Origin of the sequence: Variovorax sp. N23 (assembly GCF_025486315.1) — a bacterium.
Lineage (GTDB): Bacteria > Pseudomonadota > Gammaproteobacteria > Burkholderiales > Burkholderiaceae_C > Variovorax.
This window is the reverse complement of the sequence record NZ_JAOOPY010000012.1, coordinates 109,223-127,491: the sequence shown is the minus strand read 5'-3', so window position 1 is coordinate 127,491 and position 18,269 is coordinate 109,223. Positions and strand designations below refer to the sequence as shown.

The 18,269-nt window shown below is 58.9% G+C and carries 13 protein-coding genes and 2 pseudogenes; 5 read left to right on the top strand and 10 right to left on the bottom strand.

What is annotated here, in order from left to right; all coding sequences use genetic code 11:
* The first annotated feature begins 267 nt into the window (after nt 1–267).
* The 5 genes and pseudogenes from N8A90_RS18120 to N8A90_RS18100 all read left to right on the top strand — a co-directional run bounded on the left by N8A90_RS18120 (nt 268) and on the right by N8A90_RS18100 (nt 4,704).
* Nucleotides 268–513 (top strand): hypothetical protein, encoded by a 246-nt coding sequence (locus tag N8A90_RS18120; RefSeq protein ID WP_262076397.1) that lies wholly within the window; start codon nt 268–270, stop codon nt 511–513.
* A 694-nt stretch (nt 514–1,207) separates the two neighbouring features.
* The gene (locus N8A90_RS18115; protein WP_262076396.1) at nt 1,208–2,773 is read left to right on the top strand and encodes a recombinase family protein; all 1,566 of its coding nucleotides are present in this window, start codon (nt 1,208–1,210) and stop codon (nt 2,771–2,773) included.
* Nucleotides 2,770–3,264 (top strand): annotated as a pseudogene (locus N8A90_RS18110) (ParB/RepB/Spo0J family partition protein); the annotation flags it as partial. The gene N8A90_RS18115 and the pseudogene N8A90_RS18110, both read left to right, overlap by 4 nt.
* 151 nt (nt 3,265–3,415) lie before the next feature.
* Nucleotides 3,416–3,820: pseudogene (locus tag N8A90_RS18105) on the top strand (chromosome partitioning protein ParB); the annotation flags it as partial.
* Between the two features lie 2 nt (nt 3,821–3,822).
* A complete protein-coding gene (locus N8A90_RS18100) occupies nt 3,823–4,704 on the top strand; it encodes a plasmid partitioning protein RepB C-terminal domain-containing protein (RefSeq protein WP_262076395.1) in 882 nt (293 codons plus the stop codon).
* A gap of 13 nt (nt 4,705–4,717) precedes the next feature.
* Here the strand turns inward: N8A90_RS18100 and N8A90_RS18095 are convergent, their stop codons facing one another.
* The 10 genes from N8A90_RS18095 to N8A90_RS18050 form a co-directional block, all read right to left on the bottom strand.
* The gene (locus tag N8A90_RS18095) at nt 4,718–5,350 is read right to left on the bottom strand and encodes an HAD family hydrolase (protein ID WP_262076394.1); all 633 of its coding nucleotides are present in this window, start codon (nt 5,348–5,350) and stop codon (nt 4,718–4,720) included.
* Between the two features lie 75 nt (nt 5,351–5,425).
* A complete protein-coding gene (locus N8A90_RS18090; protein WP_262076393.1) occupies nt 5,426–6,445 on the bottom strand; it encodes a TniQ family protein in 1,020 nt (339 codons plus the stop codon).
* Nucleotides 6,442–7,455, bottom strand: coding sequence for a TniQ family protein (locus tag N8A90_RS18085; protein WP_262076392.1), 1,014 nt, complete (start codon nt 7,453–7,455; stop codon nt 6,442–6,444). Before N8A90_RS18085 ends, N8A90_RS18090 begins: the two co-directional genes overlap by 4 nt.
* A complete protein-coding gene (locus N8A90_RS18080) occupies nt 7,452–8,339 on the bottom strand; it encodes an ATP-binding protein (RefSeq protein WP_262076391.1) in 888 nt (295 codons plus the stop codon). The genes N8A90_RS18085 and N8A90_RS18080 overlap by 4 nt, the downstream gene beginning before the upstream one ends.
* Nucleotides 8,340–8,341: 2 nt before the next feature.
* Nucleotides 8,342–10,321 (bottom strand): transposase family protein, encoded by a 1,980-nt coding sequence (locus N8A90_RS18075; RefSeq protein ID WP_262076390.1) that lies wholly within the window; start codon nt 10,319–10,321, stop codon nt 8,342–8,344.
* The gene (locus N8A90_RS18070; protein ID WP_262076389.1) at nt 10,281–10,955 is read right to left on the bottom strand and encodes a Tn7 transposase TnsA N-terminal domain-containing protein; all 675 of its coding nucleotides are present in this window, start codon (nt 10,953–10,955) and stop codon (nt 10,281–10,283) included. The genes N8A90_RS18075 and N8A90_RS18070 overlap by 41 nt, the downstream gene beginning before the upstream one ends.
* Nucleotides 10,956–12,860: 1,905 nt before the next feature.
* Nucleotides 12,861–13,403 (bottom strand): ATP-binding protein, encoded by a 543-nt coding sequence (locus tag N8A90_RS18065; RefSeq protein WP_262076388.1) that lies wholly within the window; start codon nt 13,401–13,403, stop codon nt 12,861–12,863.
* Nucleotides 13,400–13,867: an ASCH domain-containing protein gene (locus N8A90_RS18060; protein ID WP_262076387.1), complete on the bottom strand. Its 468-nt coding sequence runs from the start codon at nt 13,865–13,867 to the stop codon at nt 13,400–13,402. The genes N8A90_RS18065 and N8A90_RS18060 overlap by 4 nt, the downstream gene beginning before the upstream one ends.
* Entirely contained in the window at nt 13,827–15,230 is a 1,404-nt protein-coding gene (locus N8A90_RS18055; protein ID WP_262076386.1) for an N-acetyltransferase, read from the bottom strand. Before N8A90_RS18055 ends, N8A90_RS18060 begins: the two co-directional genes overlap by 41 nt.
* A gap of 72 nt (nt 15,231–15,302) precedes the next feature.
* On the bottom strand, nt 15,303–17,915 hold the full coding sequence (locus tag N8A90_RS18050; RefSeq protein WP_262076385.1) for an AAA family ATPase: 2,613 nt from the start codon (nt 17,913–17,915) through the stop codon (nt 15,303–15,305).
* Between the last annotated feature and the right edge of the window lie 354 nt (nt 17,916–18,269).

Below are 18,269 nucleotides of genomic sequence, written 5' to 3'. Positions count from 1 at the left end.
TTTTGAGCCAGGAATCCTTGCATCCGTACGGTATTCCACAAGCCGTCCTAGATCAATCCCTGCTCGACACACGGGGCCCTCCTGCGCTGGCCCACGGCGGATCGCCCGGTGGAGGCGAATGGCCCCGTGAGCTGAAAATTGCGGAAAGCAAGCTTTGGCCGGCGCGGTCAAGCGTGCCGATTTCGAAGAAAGAGGCAACGAGGAGAACCTCGAAAACCCCGCCGGCTACAAAGCGTCAACGGTGCCGTGTTCAATATGATTCGGAGCATGCATTCTGAAGAAGCACCCTCCATGTCCGCAAAATTTCATATCTGCGTGACCCGTGAGGTCCGACTGCGTTGGAGCTCGGAGGTGCGGCACGACGACCGAGGCGTCTTCCGCAATGGAGGCGTGTGGTACGCGGATGCACCTGAAATTTGGAAGGGTCTTCGCTTGATTGTGCTGTCTGAGAACTTCATGCATGGTGAAAACACGCATTGGATCGAAACCCGTGCGGTGAACCCTCAGCAATGAGTACCGGCCCCGCATAAATACTCAAGGACGAGAACCCTGTCTGTGCGAGTTGTGGAGGGCAACGCCTCGGTACACAGATCCACATCTAAGCCCTCCCGAATCGCGCTCCTGCGCGGGAGGAGCAGCGATGGAAAGCCGCTGGTGCAACGCTTGTGGATCGGACTTTACGCCCAGGCCTCAGGCACCCCGACAGTCCTATTGCACCGAACCCCAATGCCAAAAAGAAAGGCGACGGCTTTGGCAGCAAGCAAAGCGGCGCAGCGATCCTGACTATCTCTCGAACCAGGCGCGCGCTAACAGGGCGTGGGCTGAGCGGAACCCCGACTACTGGCAGCGGTATCGAGAAGAGCACACCACGTACACGCAAAGGAATCGCCAGCAGCAGCGCGAACGCAACGGGCGCGCTGTCCCCCTCCAAGTCGACGGGGACGCCGCAGCTCTCAAATCACCCCCCTCAGGACTCTACGAAATACGACGTCTCGATGGCGAGCCAGGCCGCAAGATGGACGTGTGGATCGTGCAGATCACCGCACTGCCCGACCGGAACGACGCGCCACGAGTCACGAAATGAGTTTGCAAAGAGAGGATGTGATCGATCAGCGCGCATTGAACTGATATGTTGCTCTCGCCACCGAGGGGAATCTCCCTTCGTAACCTCGCACGGTGCCTGGTCTGGCAGATGGGAAGGTTTCTGATGGATCACAAGTCGACCGAACCAGACGACGCTCTGCTTCCCCACAAGCTCAAGGCGGCCGAATACGTGCGGATGTCTACCGAGCACCAACAGTACTCAACAAGGAACCAGAACGACAAGATCCGGGAGTACGCAAAGCAACGCGGCTTCGAGATCGTGAAGACATATGCCGATGAGGGCAAGAGTGGATTGCGCATTGACGGTCGACCCGCACTCCAGAGTCTGATCCGAGACGTTCAAACCGGAGTCGCAGACTTCACCCTCATCTTGGTCTACGACGTCAGCCGGTGGGGGCGCTTTCAGGATGCTGACGAGAGCGCGTACTACGAGTACATATGCCGCCGCGCGGGTATCCAGGTGGCCTACTGCGCCGAGCAGTTCGAAAACGATGGATCTCCGGTCTCGACGATCGTCAAAGGGGTCAAACGAGCGATGGCCGGAGAGTACAGCCGAGAGCTATCCACCAAGGTCTTCGCCGGTCAGTGCAGGTTGATTGAACTCGGCTTCAGGCAAGGTGGGCCTGCGGGCTTCGGGCTCAGGCGCGTCCTGCTGGATCAAGGGGGAGAACAAAAAGGAAACCTTGAGCGAGGCCAGCAGAAAAGCCTTCAAACAGATCGCGTCATTCTGCGGCCGGGACCGAAGTCTGAGGTGGACATCGTGCGTTCGGTCTACCAGTGGTTCATTGAAGAGGGCCTTGTTGAATCGGAGATCGCCAAGCGGCTGAACAGCCAATCGATCCGCACCGAACTCGGACGTGACTGGACGCGTGCGACAGTCCATCAAGTCCTGACGAACGAGAAGTACATCGGAAGCAACGTTTACAACCGGGTGTCTTTCAAGCTGAAAAAGCTCCGTGTGGTCAACACGCCGGAGATGTGGATTCGCAAGGACAACGCGTTCGAGCCACTTGTGGACCGCGACTTGTTCTACACAGCACAGGGAATCATCAGGGCGCGGTCGCGGCGATACAGCGATGAAGAGCTCATCGAGCGATTGCGAGGGCTTTACCGCCACCGGGGCTTTCTGTCCGGCATCGTGATTGATGAGGCAGATGACATGCCCTCCTCGTCTGCCTACATGTACCGATTTGGTAGCCTTCTTCGGGCCTATCAGCTGGTCGGCTACACACCAAATCGGGACTACCGCTACTTGGAAATCAATCGCGTCCTCCGGCGGCTACATCCAAAGGTCATCGGAGAAGTCGAAGGTCACATCGCAGAACTCGGCGGCCGGGTGTTCAGAGACCCAGCGACAGACCTCATCAATGTGAACCATGAGTTCAGCGTCTCGATCGTTCTGTCACGCTGCCAAAGAATCGCTGAGAACGCATGCAGATGGAAGATCCGTTTTGATACCGGCCTGGCCCCTGACATCACCGTTGCAATTCGCTTGGACGCCGCAAATTCGGAACTGATGGACTACTACCTCCTGCCTCGAATTGACTTCTCTAGTGGTGGTCTCAGCTTGGCAGAACGAAACGCAGTAGAGATCGAAAGCTACAGGTTCGAAACCCTCGATTATCTCTACGGAATGGCTGCGCACATTCGGATGAAGAGGGCCGCATGACAACGGCAATTCGGCCTCGTGAGCTGCGCATGATCCCAATAGAGCGCATTGACGTGTTGAATCCGCGCGAGCGCAATCAGGCAATTTTCTCAGAAATCGTCGAGAACATCAAAGCGATTGGCCTGAAAAAACCTATCACTGTGGCTGCTCGGGCGGGAGACGACGGCGCTGAACGGTATCTGCTCATCTGCGGTGAAGGTCGCCTCAAGGCATTCCGCTCCCTCGGCGAGACACGTATTCCCGCGCTCGTTGTCGTTGCGAGCGACGAGGACGCCTTCCTCATGAGCCTCACTGAGAACATTGCTCGGAGGAAATACCGTGCGCTGGAACTCTTAAGTGGCATACGACTCCTCAAAGACAAAGGGTATGGCGCGACCGAAATCGCATCGAAGATCGGGCTAAGCGCAGCCTATATCCGCGACATCCTGATCCTGATCGAGCATGGCGAAGAGAGGCTTCTCGTAGCTGTCCAGAATGAGCAGATCCCACTAACAGGCTGCTGAAATACTGGTTTCGCGCCGGAAACTTGACCGAATTGAGGGTGCCTGACCCCTTGCCCACCTCGTAAAATCGCTTGTGGCTCGTTCTATGCGGTCGAAGATTTCTCAACACAGGGGCATCGGGGCGTATTTCAGCAGCCTGCTAAACGCGGCGTTGTATATTTTCAATGCAGGCGACGACGATAAAGCTATACAGGGAGCGCTTCAGGATGCCTACGAAGCAGGCACTCTACGAGGTCGACAGCTAATGGAGGCCCGACGGCTAATCCAAAAACGACAGCAACTTGGACGCTCGGTCTCGCGTGCCATGCCAAGGAAAAAAGCAGACATTACGACCTCGAGTCTCGTCAGGGCTTATCAAAAAGAGGTTCAGAGGCAACAGATCATGGTTCGCCGCGCTTCAGCGTCGCAGGAGCGGTTGCTATTTATCGCGGGGGCGCTACGAAGGCTTATTGCCGATGAGAACTTTACCAATCTGCTGCGTGCCGAAGGCCTCGACACAGTTCCAAAGTATTTGGCTGAGCGCATCGTCCATCTTCGGACCTAAACATGGGCGCCGTCGTCTTAGGCTTTCTTCCAAAGCCGATCACTGTCAGCGTTGAAAACATTCTGCCTTCTAGGCACTGGCCTGCAGGACTCGCGCTTAGTACGAAATACAAGCAAATCAAGGCATCGATCGAGGAGATCGATCTTATCGAGCCGTTATCGGTCGGACCTGTGGATCGGCATAGTGGGCACCATGTGCTTTTAGATGGTCACATCAGACTGATGATTTTGCGGGAGCTTGGGCACGCGGAGGCACCCTGCCTGGTGGCAACGGACGACGAGGCCTACACATACAACAATCGGATCAACCGGCTTTCCACCGTCCAAGAGCATCTGATGATCCGCAGAGGGATTGACAGAGGAGTATCGCCCGAGCGTTTGGCAAAAGCGCTCAACGTCGATATCACACAGATCACCAAGAAGATGAACTTGCTGGACGGCATCTGTCCTGAAACCATCGAGCTCTTAAAGGATCGCCAACTGTCATCAGAGGTTTTCGCGGCCCTACGAAGAATGAAGCCACTACGTCAGGTTGAGTGCGCAGAGCTGATGATCGCCGCCAATAACGTAACGGTAGTCTATGCGAGGGCCTTACTCACCGCTACCGCTTCTGATCGATTGGTAAATGCAAACAAACCCGTGAAGAAAAGAGGCTTGAGCCAAGAGCAGGTGGGACGCATGGAGAAAGAGATGGGCAACCTCCATGACCAGTACAAAATGGCTGAACAGACGTACGGAGAAGACATGCTGAATTTAGTCCTTGCACGAGGGTACATCGCCAAACTGATCGACAACAAGCATGTATTCCGTTACTTGGAACAGCACGAGGCGGCGCTGCTGGAGCAGTTCGTCAGCATCACCAAGGCGACTGCGCCCGAAATCTAGCCGGAGCAATTTTTCATATTCTGATCAATAGCTCGATCTGCATCAGATTAGAGCCCCAGATCTTCGCTGGTGAAGCGCAGGATCTCGCAAGGTGGCACGCCTGCATGCCGTACGCGAGTGGTCCCTCATAGTCTGCCGAAAGGGTGTCCCCGATCATCACGACTTGCTCGGGCCGCACCTCTAGGGCGTCACACAAATGTGCGTACATGCGAGGCTCTGGTTTGACCGCCCCCACCACGAAGCTCCACGCGTAGGCATCGAGCTTTGGCAGCAGCGCTTCGACCGGAGCAGCATATGGCCCAGCGAGATTGGAGCAAAGGCCCACCCGGATGCCACGGGCTTTCAAAGATCGTATGGTGGGAAGCACGTCCTCAAAAAGGCTCACGCTCGCAAGTTCTGCATCCAGGCCGGCCTGCAGCTCGCCGAGGACATCACTGGGCAAGACCATGCCCAGCAGTTCAGCGGCCTCGGCCAATCCCACGTCCGCGGACATCACCCGAGCACCATCGTCCACCCGCGGCGGGCGGCCCATGTCGCTCAGCGTCGACAGAAGCCTCCTGTAGGGCCGCCTCGGATCCTTGATCTGGACCAGCGTCCCGTACACATCGAACGCCACGGCCTTGATGCCTGAAAGTTCTCTTTTCATATGCTTCTCCTTCGGTAGTACGCGTTCGGCCGCTGATTTGAAGAGCCAGATCTCACGTCGCATCGCTGGCGCCCGCTAGAACAGTTCCATTTGAGAAAGGGAAACATGCCGCGACGCCAAGGTTGATGTTGGCGAGTTGACCAGGAGCCAGCCAAGCATCGAGCGGGCAAGGCTCGCATCGCTCGATGTCGCGCGTGATGAGCTGGCGACATCGCTAAGCAGGTCGATCAGCACGGAGGGGCGTCGAGTTTGAAGATCTGGCGCCTCCAATCTCGCGACCTTGGCGCCGAACGCTGCTGCGAGGGCGATCGTCTGACGCGCCTTCATCAGCGCCCCACGCTCCCGTTTCTCTGCCTTGACCTCGGCGTCGTACATCGCTGCCGTGGACAGCGCATAGATGATCCGCATGACCCCGTCCAAACTCAGATTGCGCAGCAACGAATCGAACGTTGGCATGCCTACCGCCTCCTCCTCTGACTCGGCCATTCGGCAACCCTCACCGAAGGCCGCGTAGTCGCCCATGCGCTGATCAACGACGTGCGCGACAAGCAGCTCATCGGTGGTCGCCGCTTCGGGAGCGTCGCCCATGGATAGCGAGTACCCGCAGGAACATACTTCCAGGCCTGGACGGTTCCAGGATAGCGTGTGTAAGCAGCTCGGACAGCGATCCAGCAGCACCCGGCGGTGGCGGACGCACGCAACGGACAGCGTGAGGTCCCAAGCGGTTCGACAGTAGCCCAGCTCACGCAGGCAGTCCGGGCAAACGCGAGGGAAGGATCGAGTGAGGAAATAGCTGCGCCCCAACGGATGCCCCGCATAGTGCGAGCCTGCCTCGCGGCGGCCGAGGTTCAGCCGCTCCAGAGAAAAGTCCAAGAGCTGAACGCTGCCGCCGAACCATTTGGCGAGTGGCACGGCATCGCTCGCATCCAGAACGGCGGAGTGCGTCTTCCCGAGTAGTTGCTTCACCCTTGCCAACCCAGCCAGGCCGTTCCCATGCGCCATCCTGAGCGCGTACCCCTGGCCCGACTCCCCCTCTCGGACCTCGTCCTGAAACGGAAACGATGGCCCGACGGGATCCACCCATGCCGCGATCATCGCTCTGCATCCTGGAAAGGTCCCTTGCGCTTTTCTGCTCGAATCGCCAGAAGCACTCTGGCCACCTTGAGTCGATTCGCGTGGCCTAGCCGCCAGCTCCAACGAATGTATGGCTGGCCGACCCCGCAGGCGCTGGCTGCCGGCTTCAGAAATGTCTCACCGTTAAGGATCCAGCGCTTCTGGTTCGCCCGTGCGGCACCAAGTTTCTCGTGACATTGCGCCGCGCGAGCTCGCGCCATCATGATTGACGTTGCCTCATCCGTTCGGTCCACCTTTCCGAGCACCTGAGCCTCTGGAAGCCGTGCGGCGGCAAGAAAACCCGAAATGGAAGCAGCAAGTTGTTCGTCGGTCGTGGGCGCCAATCGACTTAGGGCAGTCTGAAGAAATCTGCGCACCCGCTGCTGTAGCGCACGGTTATAGCGACCATCCAGTGCCTCGCCGCCGTACAGGGGCAGGCTGCAACGGTCGCAATGCGCCAAGGAGCCCGCTCGCCCTCCCCTTCCATGAGGTACCAGACGTGCGGTATGGAGTAAGGCAGGCGCCGCGCACCACGGGCAGCGATCTGAAAGAGCCGTTTGATGACGCCAGCATTCGCGAACGACAGCAAGCCGCCACTGCCACCGCAGATACGGCACCACGTCGGCCGTAAGGCATGCCACACACCATCGAGAGCGCGGTCGACCTGCATCGTTCAACAAGAATCGGGCGGGCTTGATCTGCTGACCAAGGAACGCCAGTTCAAAATCCGAGCTGTCTCTCCTCGGTTGAGTGAAGCCGATCATTTCGACGATGCGACCGTAGTCTTCCCCCGGGATGGAAAGATCCCAGTCACTTCGCACCGGTCGATGGCCAGTGATCCGGACGAGCTGCGACATGGAGTACTGATGGCTGCCGGCGATACGCTGTATCCACGAGGCAAAGCTTTCGTCGGCCAGCGGCAAAGGTGTCGCAAGAAGCCGGATTGCCCTTTGGCTGGGCAATCCGGGAGGCGAATGCGGGGTATGGTTCATCGCGCCGCCCTGAACGGGTTGACCTGGTCAGCGACCTGCCCCGCAGCGTCGACAAAGCCCTTGGACAGCGCTCCCAGATTGACAATGCGGTTCGCCTGCGTAGCGGCGTGCATGCAGGCATAGGTCAAGATCCGCTTCAACATCCGCATGTTGCCGGCGCATGCCTGGTGCAGCGGTCGACATCCCGCGCCATTGATGACGTTCAGATCGACCCCTTTGACCGCCCCGGCGAAGCCCGCAAGCAGTTGCCGCCACGCGTCGTCAAACTGAAAAGCGGGGATCACAAAGCTGGCCGAGGCCCGACTGGTGAACTGCGGGTTGATCAAGGCCAGGCGCTCGAGCGAGCGCGTGCCCATGCAAATCACAGGAAAGTTGTGGGCGTCCATCCTCACCTTCAGCCAGTCGGTCACAGATCGTGCCGTGATGTCCTTGTTGCCCTCGCAGACGTGTTGCATCTCGTCAATCAGAAGCACCCAAGGCCGCACGCGCTCGAGTCCCAACTGCGTCATACGGTTCATCGACGTCAGCTGTGCTCTAGATGGCAGCGCGGGGTACCCCAGCGCAAGTGTCATGGCTGCAGCCATGCCGTGAGCGTCGACTGCGTTGTCCAACGCCACGTGCAAACATGCATTGCCACCGTTCGACAAACTTTCGGACGAAAGCTCGCGCCGAATGAGTTCGAGTAGCAAGGTCTTCCCCATACCAGGATCAGCCTGCACCAAGATGCCTCCCGGCATCTTGAGCGAGCGCATCGTGTGAATGAGGTCCAGGCTGGCATCCCGAATCCGCCTGAACATCGCGTGATCGACCACCACATTGAGCACCTGCTCACCGACACGGAGAGCCTCGGGCGTACGTAGTCCGGTGTACTGGGTTTCAGCCATCTTCAGTCCTCGTCCAGGTTGAAGGTTTTGAAAGGAACAACTTCGGGCAAGGCCCGTTGCATGGCAGGGCTCAACTGGAGGGTTGGCGTTGCGCTTGGCGCGGCGATTACGGGGCGTTCGAAGCCGAGAGGTGCCGAGGTCAGCGCCTGCATCCGGATGAGTGCCGAGTCCTTGCGCTGGCGTACGCCGCGCCGCATGGCGTCATGCCACATGGCTTGGAGGCGAAACATGGCCGCTTCGAGTTCCTCGTAGGCGTTGGCGCGGGTGAGCCTTTTCCCTGCTTCGGCCCGTGCGATCTCCAACTGCACTAGGGAGAGGCACTGCCCATCCATGAATGAGGATCGCTGCAGGGGAACGCACAGCCACGACTTGCTCTTAGGAAGCAAAACATGCATCTGACGCAGATCGTCTGGGTTGTAGCGGATCTCCGTGCGGAACACCGGCCCATGGCTTCGGCGGTAGTCCTGCAGCTCGACCGAGTTGAAGCGCAGGTATTTGAAGAACACGCCGTCGCCGTCCACTTTTCGCTGTGCGTTAAGTCCGCAGAGAAGGTCCATGCCTATGAGCTGTGTCGGCAACATCGGTGGCGGGCGGCTCGCGAGCCCCTCTTCCCAAAGATCCAACGGGCGGCACAGCGTCTTTGAGTGGATATTGAGCGGATGCTTCTGCGAAGCCCATTCAAGCAAGCAGGAACACAGATCGTCGAAGAGGATTGACGCTCCTTTTCTGGGGTCGGGCGCAACCGCATTTGATATGGGTCGGTAGACCTTGCCCATGGCTGGCAACGCGCGATTGAACTCCATCATGGCCCGCTCAATCGAGGCCTTGAGCCAGGGCTGACGGACGGGGTTAAAGATCACGTCACTCCGCAGCTCCCAAGCGATCCGCATGAAGTGGTCGGAGTGGAACTCCAGGCCGTTGTCAACGACGTAGAGCTCTGGGATTCCATGGGCCGTCCAGCGCATGGCGCCTGAAGGCAGCGAGTCGATCCAATCGTCCTTGGGCATGATCGAGGCTTTCATCGCCCGAGCGACCGTGGCTGCTGAGGGCCCGTAGAAGCTGATGTAGAAGCCGAGCAGGTATCCAGAGTACCGATCGATCAGCACAGTGATCCATGGGCGCCCCAACGGCACACCGCTGCGGGGGTCCAACACCCAAATGTCCAGCAAGGTGTGGTCGATCTCCACACGCTCCATGATCCGGGTGCTCTGATCGCCCGCAAGGCTGTAACGCCACTTGTTGCGCGCGTAAGCGGGCCCGATGCGCTTGGTGTCACGGATATATGGTGGGATGCTTAGAACGCGCCGGTTGACGGTTCGCTCAGATGGTGGCCTCAATGCCGTGCCATTCAGCTTGTTTTCACGGGTAATCTGGCGGCAGATAAGACGGTGTGTCTCCTTCACCGATGGCCCGCGCAGCTTGAGGTAGTGCTTTGAGATGTTGGTGTCTACGACCACCTCAAGGAACGGGTACAGACGCTTTGGTCGCACGGCTATGGCGCGGCGGTCCAAAAGGACGTACGCGTTGCGGTCTGCTTGCTGGTACTTGCGGATCCACAGCTCGACCGTAGCGCCCGATGGGCACGAAAACCCCGCCGTATCAGCGACCGCCGTCTCGGCTTGCTTCATTTGAGCCCACACCTGATCGGCCATCGCTTCGCAATGTTCGCGAGACCGTCGCTGAAGCGGTGAACACAGTACAGCCCGTACGAAGCGCATTCGAAAGGCAACCTCCCGCAGCTGCCGCTCCGACCACTTCGCTGGCAGTGTGGGAACCGATGGCTGCTCATCGGTCGCCGACGCCACGCTTGTCGGCGCGTAGCGGCCAGCAACGATGTCGGCATACAGACTTGCGAGCCTGAACGTACGGACCTCAAAGTTGTCGAGGTACTTGAACTGGACGCGGCCGTCACCGAGGTCGCGCTCGAACTCCAGCTGCCGCTCACCGCACCGAAGCACCAAACCACGACAGAAAGTAATCATGGCAGTCTCCTTCCAGGGGTTCGGTGGTGATGACTTGGTCCTCATCGATGGAAAAGTCAGCGGGCACGCGACACTTGTGTCGGGCAACCAGATTCCATATCAGCGCATCGTTAAGTCCTTGCTCGACCAACGCCTTGATCGTCGAGCTCCCTTTGCAGGCCTCGCGCATGGCGTTCAGGCAGTCGAGGGCCGCCGCGTCTGAAAAACGCAAGCGACCGTAGCGCATGAGCAGCATCGCTCGCGCGCTGAGCCCGTTGCCGTCGATGAGCACATCGTTCGCGATGAAGAAGCGAAGGCCATCGCGGCGCATACAGCGCGCGATCAGGCGTAGACGGTCGGCATTTTCTTGGACAAACACCTCCGGCTTCACCTCGACGAAGAGCGAGGTTCCGTCGCGAAAAGTGACCTTGAAATCGGGCGTGTATACCTTGTCAGCCGTATCGATGGGCTCCTTTGTCAGGTCGAGCGTAAAAGGCTGATGGACGATGTCCTGTATTACTGGACAACTCAGCGCCGCCATAACGAAGCGCCGTTCGAGGTGGGATTCGTGCTCGACTGCATGATCTAACAGCCAGCCCGCGTTGACGACACCCACCTCGCGATGCGGCGAACGAGTGACAACTTTGCGTGTCATGGATCAACTCCTGTGTGAAGGATGAGTTCGTCCGCCCCGCGACGGGCCCGTCGCGGGTGCGGCTTGACGTCGCCGCTTTCACAGGAGTAAAGTCGTTCCCAGGGATACCAAACCTAGGCGGCTCAACCGCTGCCGAACAGCGCCGATCATCTGAAAGGATGGTTGGCGTTTGTTTTTTCTACATATGCGTTCTCCCTCCGGGCGCTCAGGCTTTAACGAGGGCCTGCGGCGCAGGCAGCGCAGTCGCGCGGCTTCGAGGCCGTTCAGCAGCCGTGTGCTGAGCAGCAAGCCAGCGAGCAACATCCCGCGCTAGGGCAAATCGCCCTCGGCGGTGCTCAATCTGAAATACGGGTACCGGAATGGTTCGACGTGCGACGGCTTGGTGATATGCCCTCATGGTCGAGTAACCGAGGGCGCTGGCCAACGCGGCGGACGGCAGCACCAACCCGTAGCGGCGGGTAAGACTCTCTTCCAGCGTTCTTGCCAGCTCTTCGTCTATGTGTAGTGCATCCACTGTCGCGTCCTGTAGTTCGCGGTGGTCATGCTATGCCACGCGCGTCCGCTCAACAATGTGGTCACTTGGAAGCGCCCTGCTCTGCAATCATCGGAACGATGTGATCGCAACCTGTTGATATAGATGCGAATTTTCCGAGTCGCGGAATTTCCAAGAACTTTAGCGAATTCTTTAGCAGCTCAACGTTGGATGCGTCGCGTGCTCGATTGAGACATCCTCCACGCCGTATGGATGATCAAGAGATGTCGGAAAGCGATCTGCAATGGCAAGGCGAGGTCAGTTCGCTGCGCACTCGATACTGGCTGGCAGGCGTGCAGCGAAGATTGAGGCCGACGAGCCTGGACGATTTGGCTCGCCTCGTGGAGCCAGACCTGCAGTGGAGCAACCATCTGACGGGCGAGCGTTCGAGGCCGAACAAGTGGCGCGCCTATGACCGCGGAGAACGGTCGCCACGCAGATCTCTCGTTGGCAAAGTGGAGGCATTCTGTCGAGGGACCATAAGCGGAGCGGGGACGAAGGCCGAGTTTGAGGCTGTGCTCTGGGACGTACTTCGTGACCAAAAGCCGTCTCCGCTAGTTTGCCGTCACTGGTTGGAACGATTGGCCCCCGAGGTGCGCGCCATATCCGACCGACTCCCTGCGTTCGCAGTTGGAAAAGGCTTTGCGTATGGGATCCCACGGCTTCGCCAGCGTGAGTTCCAGCAACTGCGTTGTCGGCCTGGGTTGGACGCGTTGGCGCTTTTGACGTTCGTAGTTCGGCAAAGTCATCGCTTCGGTCTCACAGGCGAAGCGCATTGCGCGGGACGCTGGCTTGTCTCGGCGCTCTGGCACCTCAGCTTAGACTTCGACGATCGAGGCCTCTTGGTCCCTCTTTTCAACCTGTTCGAGCGTCAAGTTATGCCGATGACTCAGCATGGTTCCCATTGCTTTTCCATCGGGGACGACATCTCACAGAGGCTCGACCTGCTGAGACATCTGGTTCGCAAACGCTTGGGCGCCACTGCTCCGAGCCTAAGCGCTATTCGCCAAGACGTTGAGATCCGCAGCATCCTCAACGGCAGCGAGGGTCTAAAGACGCGATTTTTGTACGACGCGAAAGTGCTTTAGCCATACCCGCAATGCCGGTCAAGACTCGGGGAGCCGCTGAAGCCGGCGCAGGCGGATGGGTTCTCGACGCCGCTCTCGTTGCAGCTAAAGGTGTGTGTTGGCGTCGTGCGCTGTGTTGGCGCTTGGCGGAGAAAGGAAGTAGCCCCGTGACTGTGAAGGGCGATCAGCCAAACGAGCTTCAAAGGTCTTGGCTGCGTTCAGTCATCGGGGTTCGCGTCAAAGCGCCTGAAAAACTTTAGCGGCTAAAGTCGTGGAACTGCCCGCGTACTTCCATAGCGTTGCGGCTCACCCGCGAGGGCCTATACCGCCCGAAAGCCGTTCCAGCACGGCATCCACTTGCTCGCTGTTGGGCATATCAAGAGCCACCAGTGGAATGTTCAGAGCGTTTGCTACCTCAACGCCATGAGCCTCCTCGGCCTCACTGAAATCCGCGAGCTCCGCCGCATTCCAGCTCGTATCCTGCCTTGCTTGCAGCCGCTCCAACAGCACCCGGACTGCACAGCGAAACAACAAGATGGACGAGCAATCTAGCGCGCGGAATACATCAATTGATAGCCTTTCGTGTTCACCAGGAGCGCGACGGAGCACAAAGTGCCCGTCTAGAACCAACGTCCCACCACCATTGCGAATCCGCCTTGCCGCAGCGATCAGCGCTAGTTGGTTTTGATCGACATCGGTCACTACCTTCGTAGCGTCCCAGGCGACCAAGCCCCGCTCCTCGCGAATAAGCTGGCTGGCGGTGGCATGGACCAGCCCGAGCCTCAGGCAGGCCGGCTTGGTGGCGAAAGTCTTTCCTGCGCCGTGGACACCTGCGACGAAGATGGTCACTCTGCCTCCTCGATCAAACCAAACTGCTTACCGACCCGACGAAGCTCAGTTGTGCTTAGGTAGCGGTAAGACTGAGGCGGTCGAAAATCCTTGAACAGCGACTTCGGGGCAACGGGCTTCTTGGGGAGTGCGACTTCTCCGAGTAGGACGCCATATGCTTTGGCCTTTCCGGCGAAATACTCCATCAGCTCTTTACGCTGGAGCCCTGGCCCCCGGGACGAGCATCGGATCCAGACCGTGGAGGGAGAGGCGACAACGGCACCATCAACTTCCACCACGCCAACGAGGCGCTTTACCGGAGAGCTCGAGTAAATGACAGCAAGTCCAACGGGCTCGACCGCCCATACACGACGGAATTCGACCGTCTTTGCTCCAGTGAGGATTTGCTCGGCAAACCGTGGCTTGATCGAGATCAGGATGGCCCTAGGCCCCTGCGGCTGCAAGCACTCTTGAAAACGCGACATCAGAAATTTTGGTAATGGATTGGATGGGGCCAGTGACGACCCTCTCGGTTCGAAGCTGCTGATACGGAACAGGCTTGGAAAAATGCTGCACCAGCCTGAAGAGGATGACCTTTGTCGGTCGCGCTGCCATGTGTTCAATGTCTTTGATGCTGTAAACCGTGCGTCGGCTGACCAAGGCGGCAATCTTGGCGGCATCATCAAGGACAGCAAACTGGTCTACGACGCCCAGCGAGGTAACGCACTGCTCATCCTCGCTCCTGTAGAAAAGCATCACGTCACCAACCTGGATCTCCTTGGTCGCGGCGTGGCAAAGATAGGCTAGCTTGATGGCGTTGCCCACGCTACCTACGGGACCGAACAACAGGGATTGAACTGCCTGATAATCAGGAAAGAGAATGCGATGGAATCCCTGTTGTATCGGGACCAAGAATTTTCGGATATGCGTGCCGGCTTGGTAGTGTGGGTAGAACATCCGCACGTACTCAAGCGGTGATAGCGCCGCCGCCCCTGGAGCCATAGCAGGATGCTGCTTGACGAAGACAAGGTCTGAACCATAGGGGCCGCGATTCTCGAAACCAAAGTCGAGGAGCAGATCGACCAGGTAGCTGTGCTTCCCAACTTTTGTATGGGTGAAGATGTGCTCGCAGGCGTTTTCGGTCCCGTAACGGAAGGCCGCCTTCAGGAAGAGCTCACCGAGCTTGCGCCCTCGTACGCTCTCGCCGACCTTGAAAGTGCTGAGCTTCAGTGCCTTGCCATCGAGTCGTTCATGGTCATCGGTGATCACTTGGTCGATCTGAACGTCGTAGATGCAGATTGCGCCGAGGACCCCCGCCTCATCCCGGTATACCCATGCCTTCGTGTTCTGCCGTGCCTTCCTGCGAAACCAGTCGTCGAAGGGTGTGTAGTCGTTGCGCAAGCTATCAAAGAACGGGCCTGAGAGCTCCGGCGTTAGGGTATGCAGCGGTACGTCATCGATGCTGGGCAGCGATACGTCGTGCGGCTGATGGAGCCGGCGCATCCAGTCCTCGGCCGTCTGGATGTTGTACGTGCGGGTGCTGAGGCCACGCGCTCTCGCCTTTGCCAAGAGTCCTTTGTCTTCCGTTACCAGCGCGTGGACAGCATCGCATTCCAGGGCATAGAGGATCTCGTTGTCGCACGCATCATTCGGAGTCGTGGCAGGGCCGTTCCAAGGACACTTGGCTGGTTGCTGAAGAGCCGGGTATCGACGGATGTGCTGTAGGTTTCTGGCGCGCCGAGTGAGATCTGGATCTCTTTCGAAGTCGGCGATGCTTGCCGGGTGGTAGACGAGTTGATGCCCGCCGACAAGCGCTAGCCTATGAAAGTTCGCGAGGCAGTCGCTCAAAGCAGCGTACGAGTCCTGCAGGGGAATCAGGACGTTTGTGTCAAGTAGAAGGGTAAGTCGTTGCAACACGGGTTATCCCCGCGACTTGGCGACATCTTTCACACGCCGATCAACCTCATCACGCCACTGGGCCAAGCGTTCGATGTCATCCCCGATTTCATCAGGATCAGGTATCGGGAGCCTGCCGACCGCCGCAGCAGCGTCGTGTTCAAACTTTGAAGACTTAGCCATGCCAGCGTCGATCTTTCGATAGTCGCCATCGGTAACCGTTACGCCTTTGAGGCGCAGCGTGGAGACGCCCTCCCCGAAGCGCTGCACGACACCATTTAGCAGTACTTCCTCAATGCATCGCTCCCATGCTAGTCGGAGTTGTCCATAACATCTGGCGGCTAACTGACGCTGACGATCTTCGTCGCCCTCCCCTGCCGCCTTGCGTATACCTACGAGCATCTGTCTCAGCCGACCCAGACGCTCCTTGGTGCCGAGAACGTCGAAGGGCAGGTCCTCTGAATGGACACCATAGCCATCCGCGGTTCGGCGGAGGTAGTTCTTGGTCAGCGTTGAGCCCACCTCGTCCACCTTCTGCTCAAGGATGAGAAGGAAGTAGATGTCGTGGGTGAAGACGATGACCTGGCGTGTCAGCGACTCCCTTGCCAAACGCTCGGCGACCTCCCACCGGCGCCGATGGTCCAGCGAGGAAACGGGATCGTCAAGAACTATGCCTCCCCGCCCCTTACCGAGCCGGATTTCCGCCATAAACGACGCGATGGCGATGGCCCGCTGCTCACCCTCGCTGAGGATGGCCGCAGGAGTTCCACCGCCCGGTAACTGCAGAGTGAGCTTGAATTGGGTCTTGCCGCCCGGCGACTCGGGCTTCATCACAACTCGAAGGTGATGAACCTTGAGGAGTTTGAGTTCAGCGTTGAGCGCATCGGCCAGTTCTTGGTTTGCCGTTGTGCGCGAGAGGTCCGTTGATTTCCGAGAGATGCCTCGCGTTTCCATACCATTAGCGCAGGCCTGCAGCTTGCTGCCGAGTTCATGCTTGGCGATCGCCTCCAGCACCGCGGCTTTCACTTCGGCCAACCTGCGACGAGCATCGAGTTCCAGTTGCTCTGCGACCATGACCGCTTTGAGCTTTACGTCAGCGGTCGCATCTAACGCTTTGGCCTGCTCCAAAAGGCTGTCGATGATCCCAGTGAGGCCAGGTTGAGGGTCTTCGGAGAGCTTGGGGATTTCGTCCCATGCTCCGTTGCCAGCGGCCGCTTGAACAACCGCCGCCTGGCGTGCCTCAAGGGCCGCTTGAAGGATCGTGCAGGCAGCCGAAACCTCCGGCCCGACTTCGGTGACCTCCTCGACCAAAGCGTCGCGGAACATGAGGTCCACGCTCGCTTGTTGGATCACCCTGAATGGCACGGCAGCAGCAGAGCGCGCATCCTTCGCAGCCTTCTCCGCCGCCGCCTCAATGAAGGCGTCGAATCGAACCAGCCGCGCTACGCCCTCCTCTCCTAGTACGCTTTGGCAGAGAGGACAGGTTGCCTCCGGTGAGAGCGCCGGAAACTCGTGGTCCGCATGGCTGAGCTTCGCGAAGGCACGCGCAGCTTCGAAGAGCACCTTCCACTCCTCTCCGCCGGTGCCGGCCAACTGCCCAGGCGTTGCCTGAAACTCTGACCCGGCAAGTACCGCCGCGGCCTTGGCTGCATTTGAGCTACCGATCAGCGCTTGAAGCGAAGCGACTTTCTCCTCATTCACAACGTTAATCGCCGCAGCAACACGGTCCCTCAGCGAGCTCAAGCGACTGGCCTTTTGCCGTAACGCCACGGCCTTCTGCCGAGGGTCTCTTTCGGACAAGGCTTTATTCAGCAGGACAAGCTGATCAGATTCGGCCTCACTAAGCGAGGCCAGCGTCTCGATTTCCTCCGCCGTTGTCTTCGCCGGGATGCCAAGCAGCTTCTGAGCGACCGTTGTTTGCTCCGAGGCGAGGACCGCATAGGCGGCATTGCTTGGAGCGGCTGCAGTTCTTTCAGCCGTAGCACGGGCCTTGAGCTTGTTGCATGCGCCGACGAGCCCCTCGAGGATGTCCAGTCCGTACGGCGCATAGGCGAAGTCGCCCTGATTGTCGATATAGGCACGGGCGCAATGCGTATCGAAGATGGCGATGTCGGAAAGTGGTTCCGGAGGTTCGGTGCCGTCTGTCCAGGGCAGGTCGGTCGCTAGGCCATCCACCTCTGCCTGAAACGTCGCTTGGGCCGGCACCCTCTTCCCAGGCTCAAGGTTCGCGTTGGGCAGGATCGGCTCGCGCCGGTCGCGCGCGCGGCAGGCCTTCTTGAAGACGCGCGAGTACCCTGACTTTCCAACACCGTTCTCACCGTAAATTGCGGTTACGCCGGCTCGCGCGATGGGCAAATGAGCACCGTTCGCTAGCGCATTGACGTTAGTCAGGTCTTTGACGGTCGTCAGAAGAACCACTCGAGCCGGATCGGCCTTCGGCGCAACTTGGGCGTCCTGCAGTTTCCTGGGCACACGTCCTTCTGGATCAGGTATGCCGGCCTCTACCTTGGCCAATGCATAGAGGTCGTCAAGGTCGGCTACGCTGAGCGTCCGGTTTGCGTATAGCCGGGCAATGGCGTCTTGCTGCCAAACGGCAAGATCCTTGGACCAAGCGTGGATTTCCTGCAGGATCGTCACTGGCTGTCTCCATTGGAGCGTTGCGGCCTGGGAGGGATCGACGCGATCTTTCTCCGGGCCTGCGCGTAACGAACTGTAATCGAGCAAGGCCGCACGTGCCCTCTGGCAAGCCACACTTGTCGGACACCTCGGGCGATGGCTGACGCTGGCTTCCAGCGTGTACCGAGCGGGACGAAGGCGACTGATTCACCTAGGCAGGCGTCCCACCGCGGGCAAACACCTGCGGTTCAGCTTGATCGCAAATTCAGTGGCGCGTTCACTAAAGTCCAGTGGCGTTCCGCAGTTCCGCACGCGCAGCGACCACGGACGCGCCCCTTGAAACCCATCCAAATGCCCGTATCATTAGCACTCACC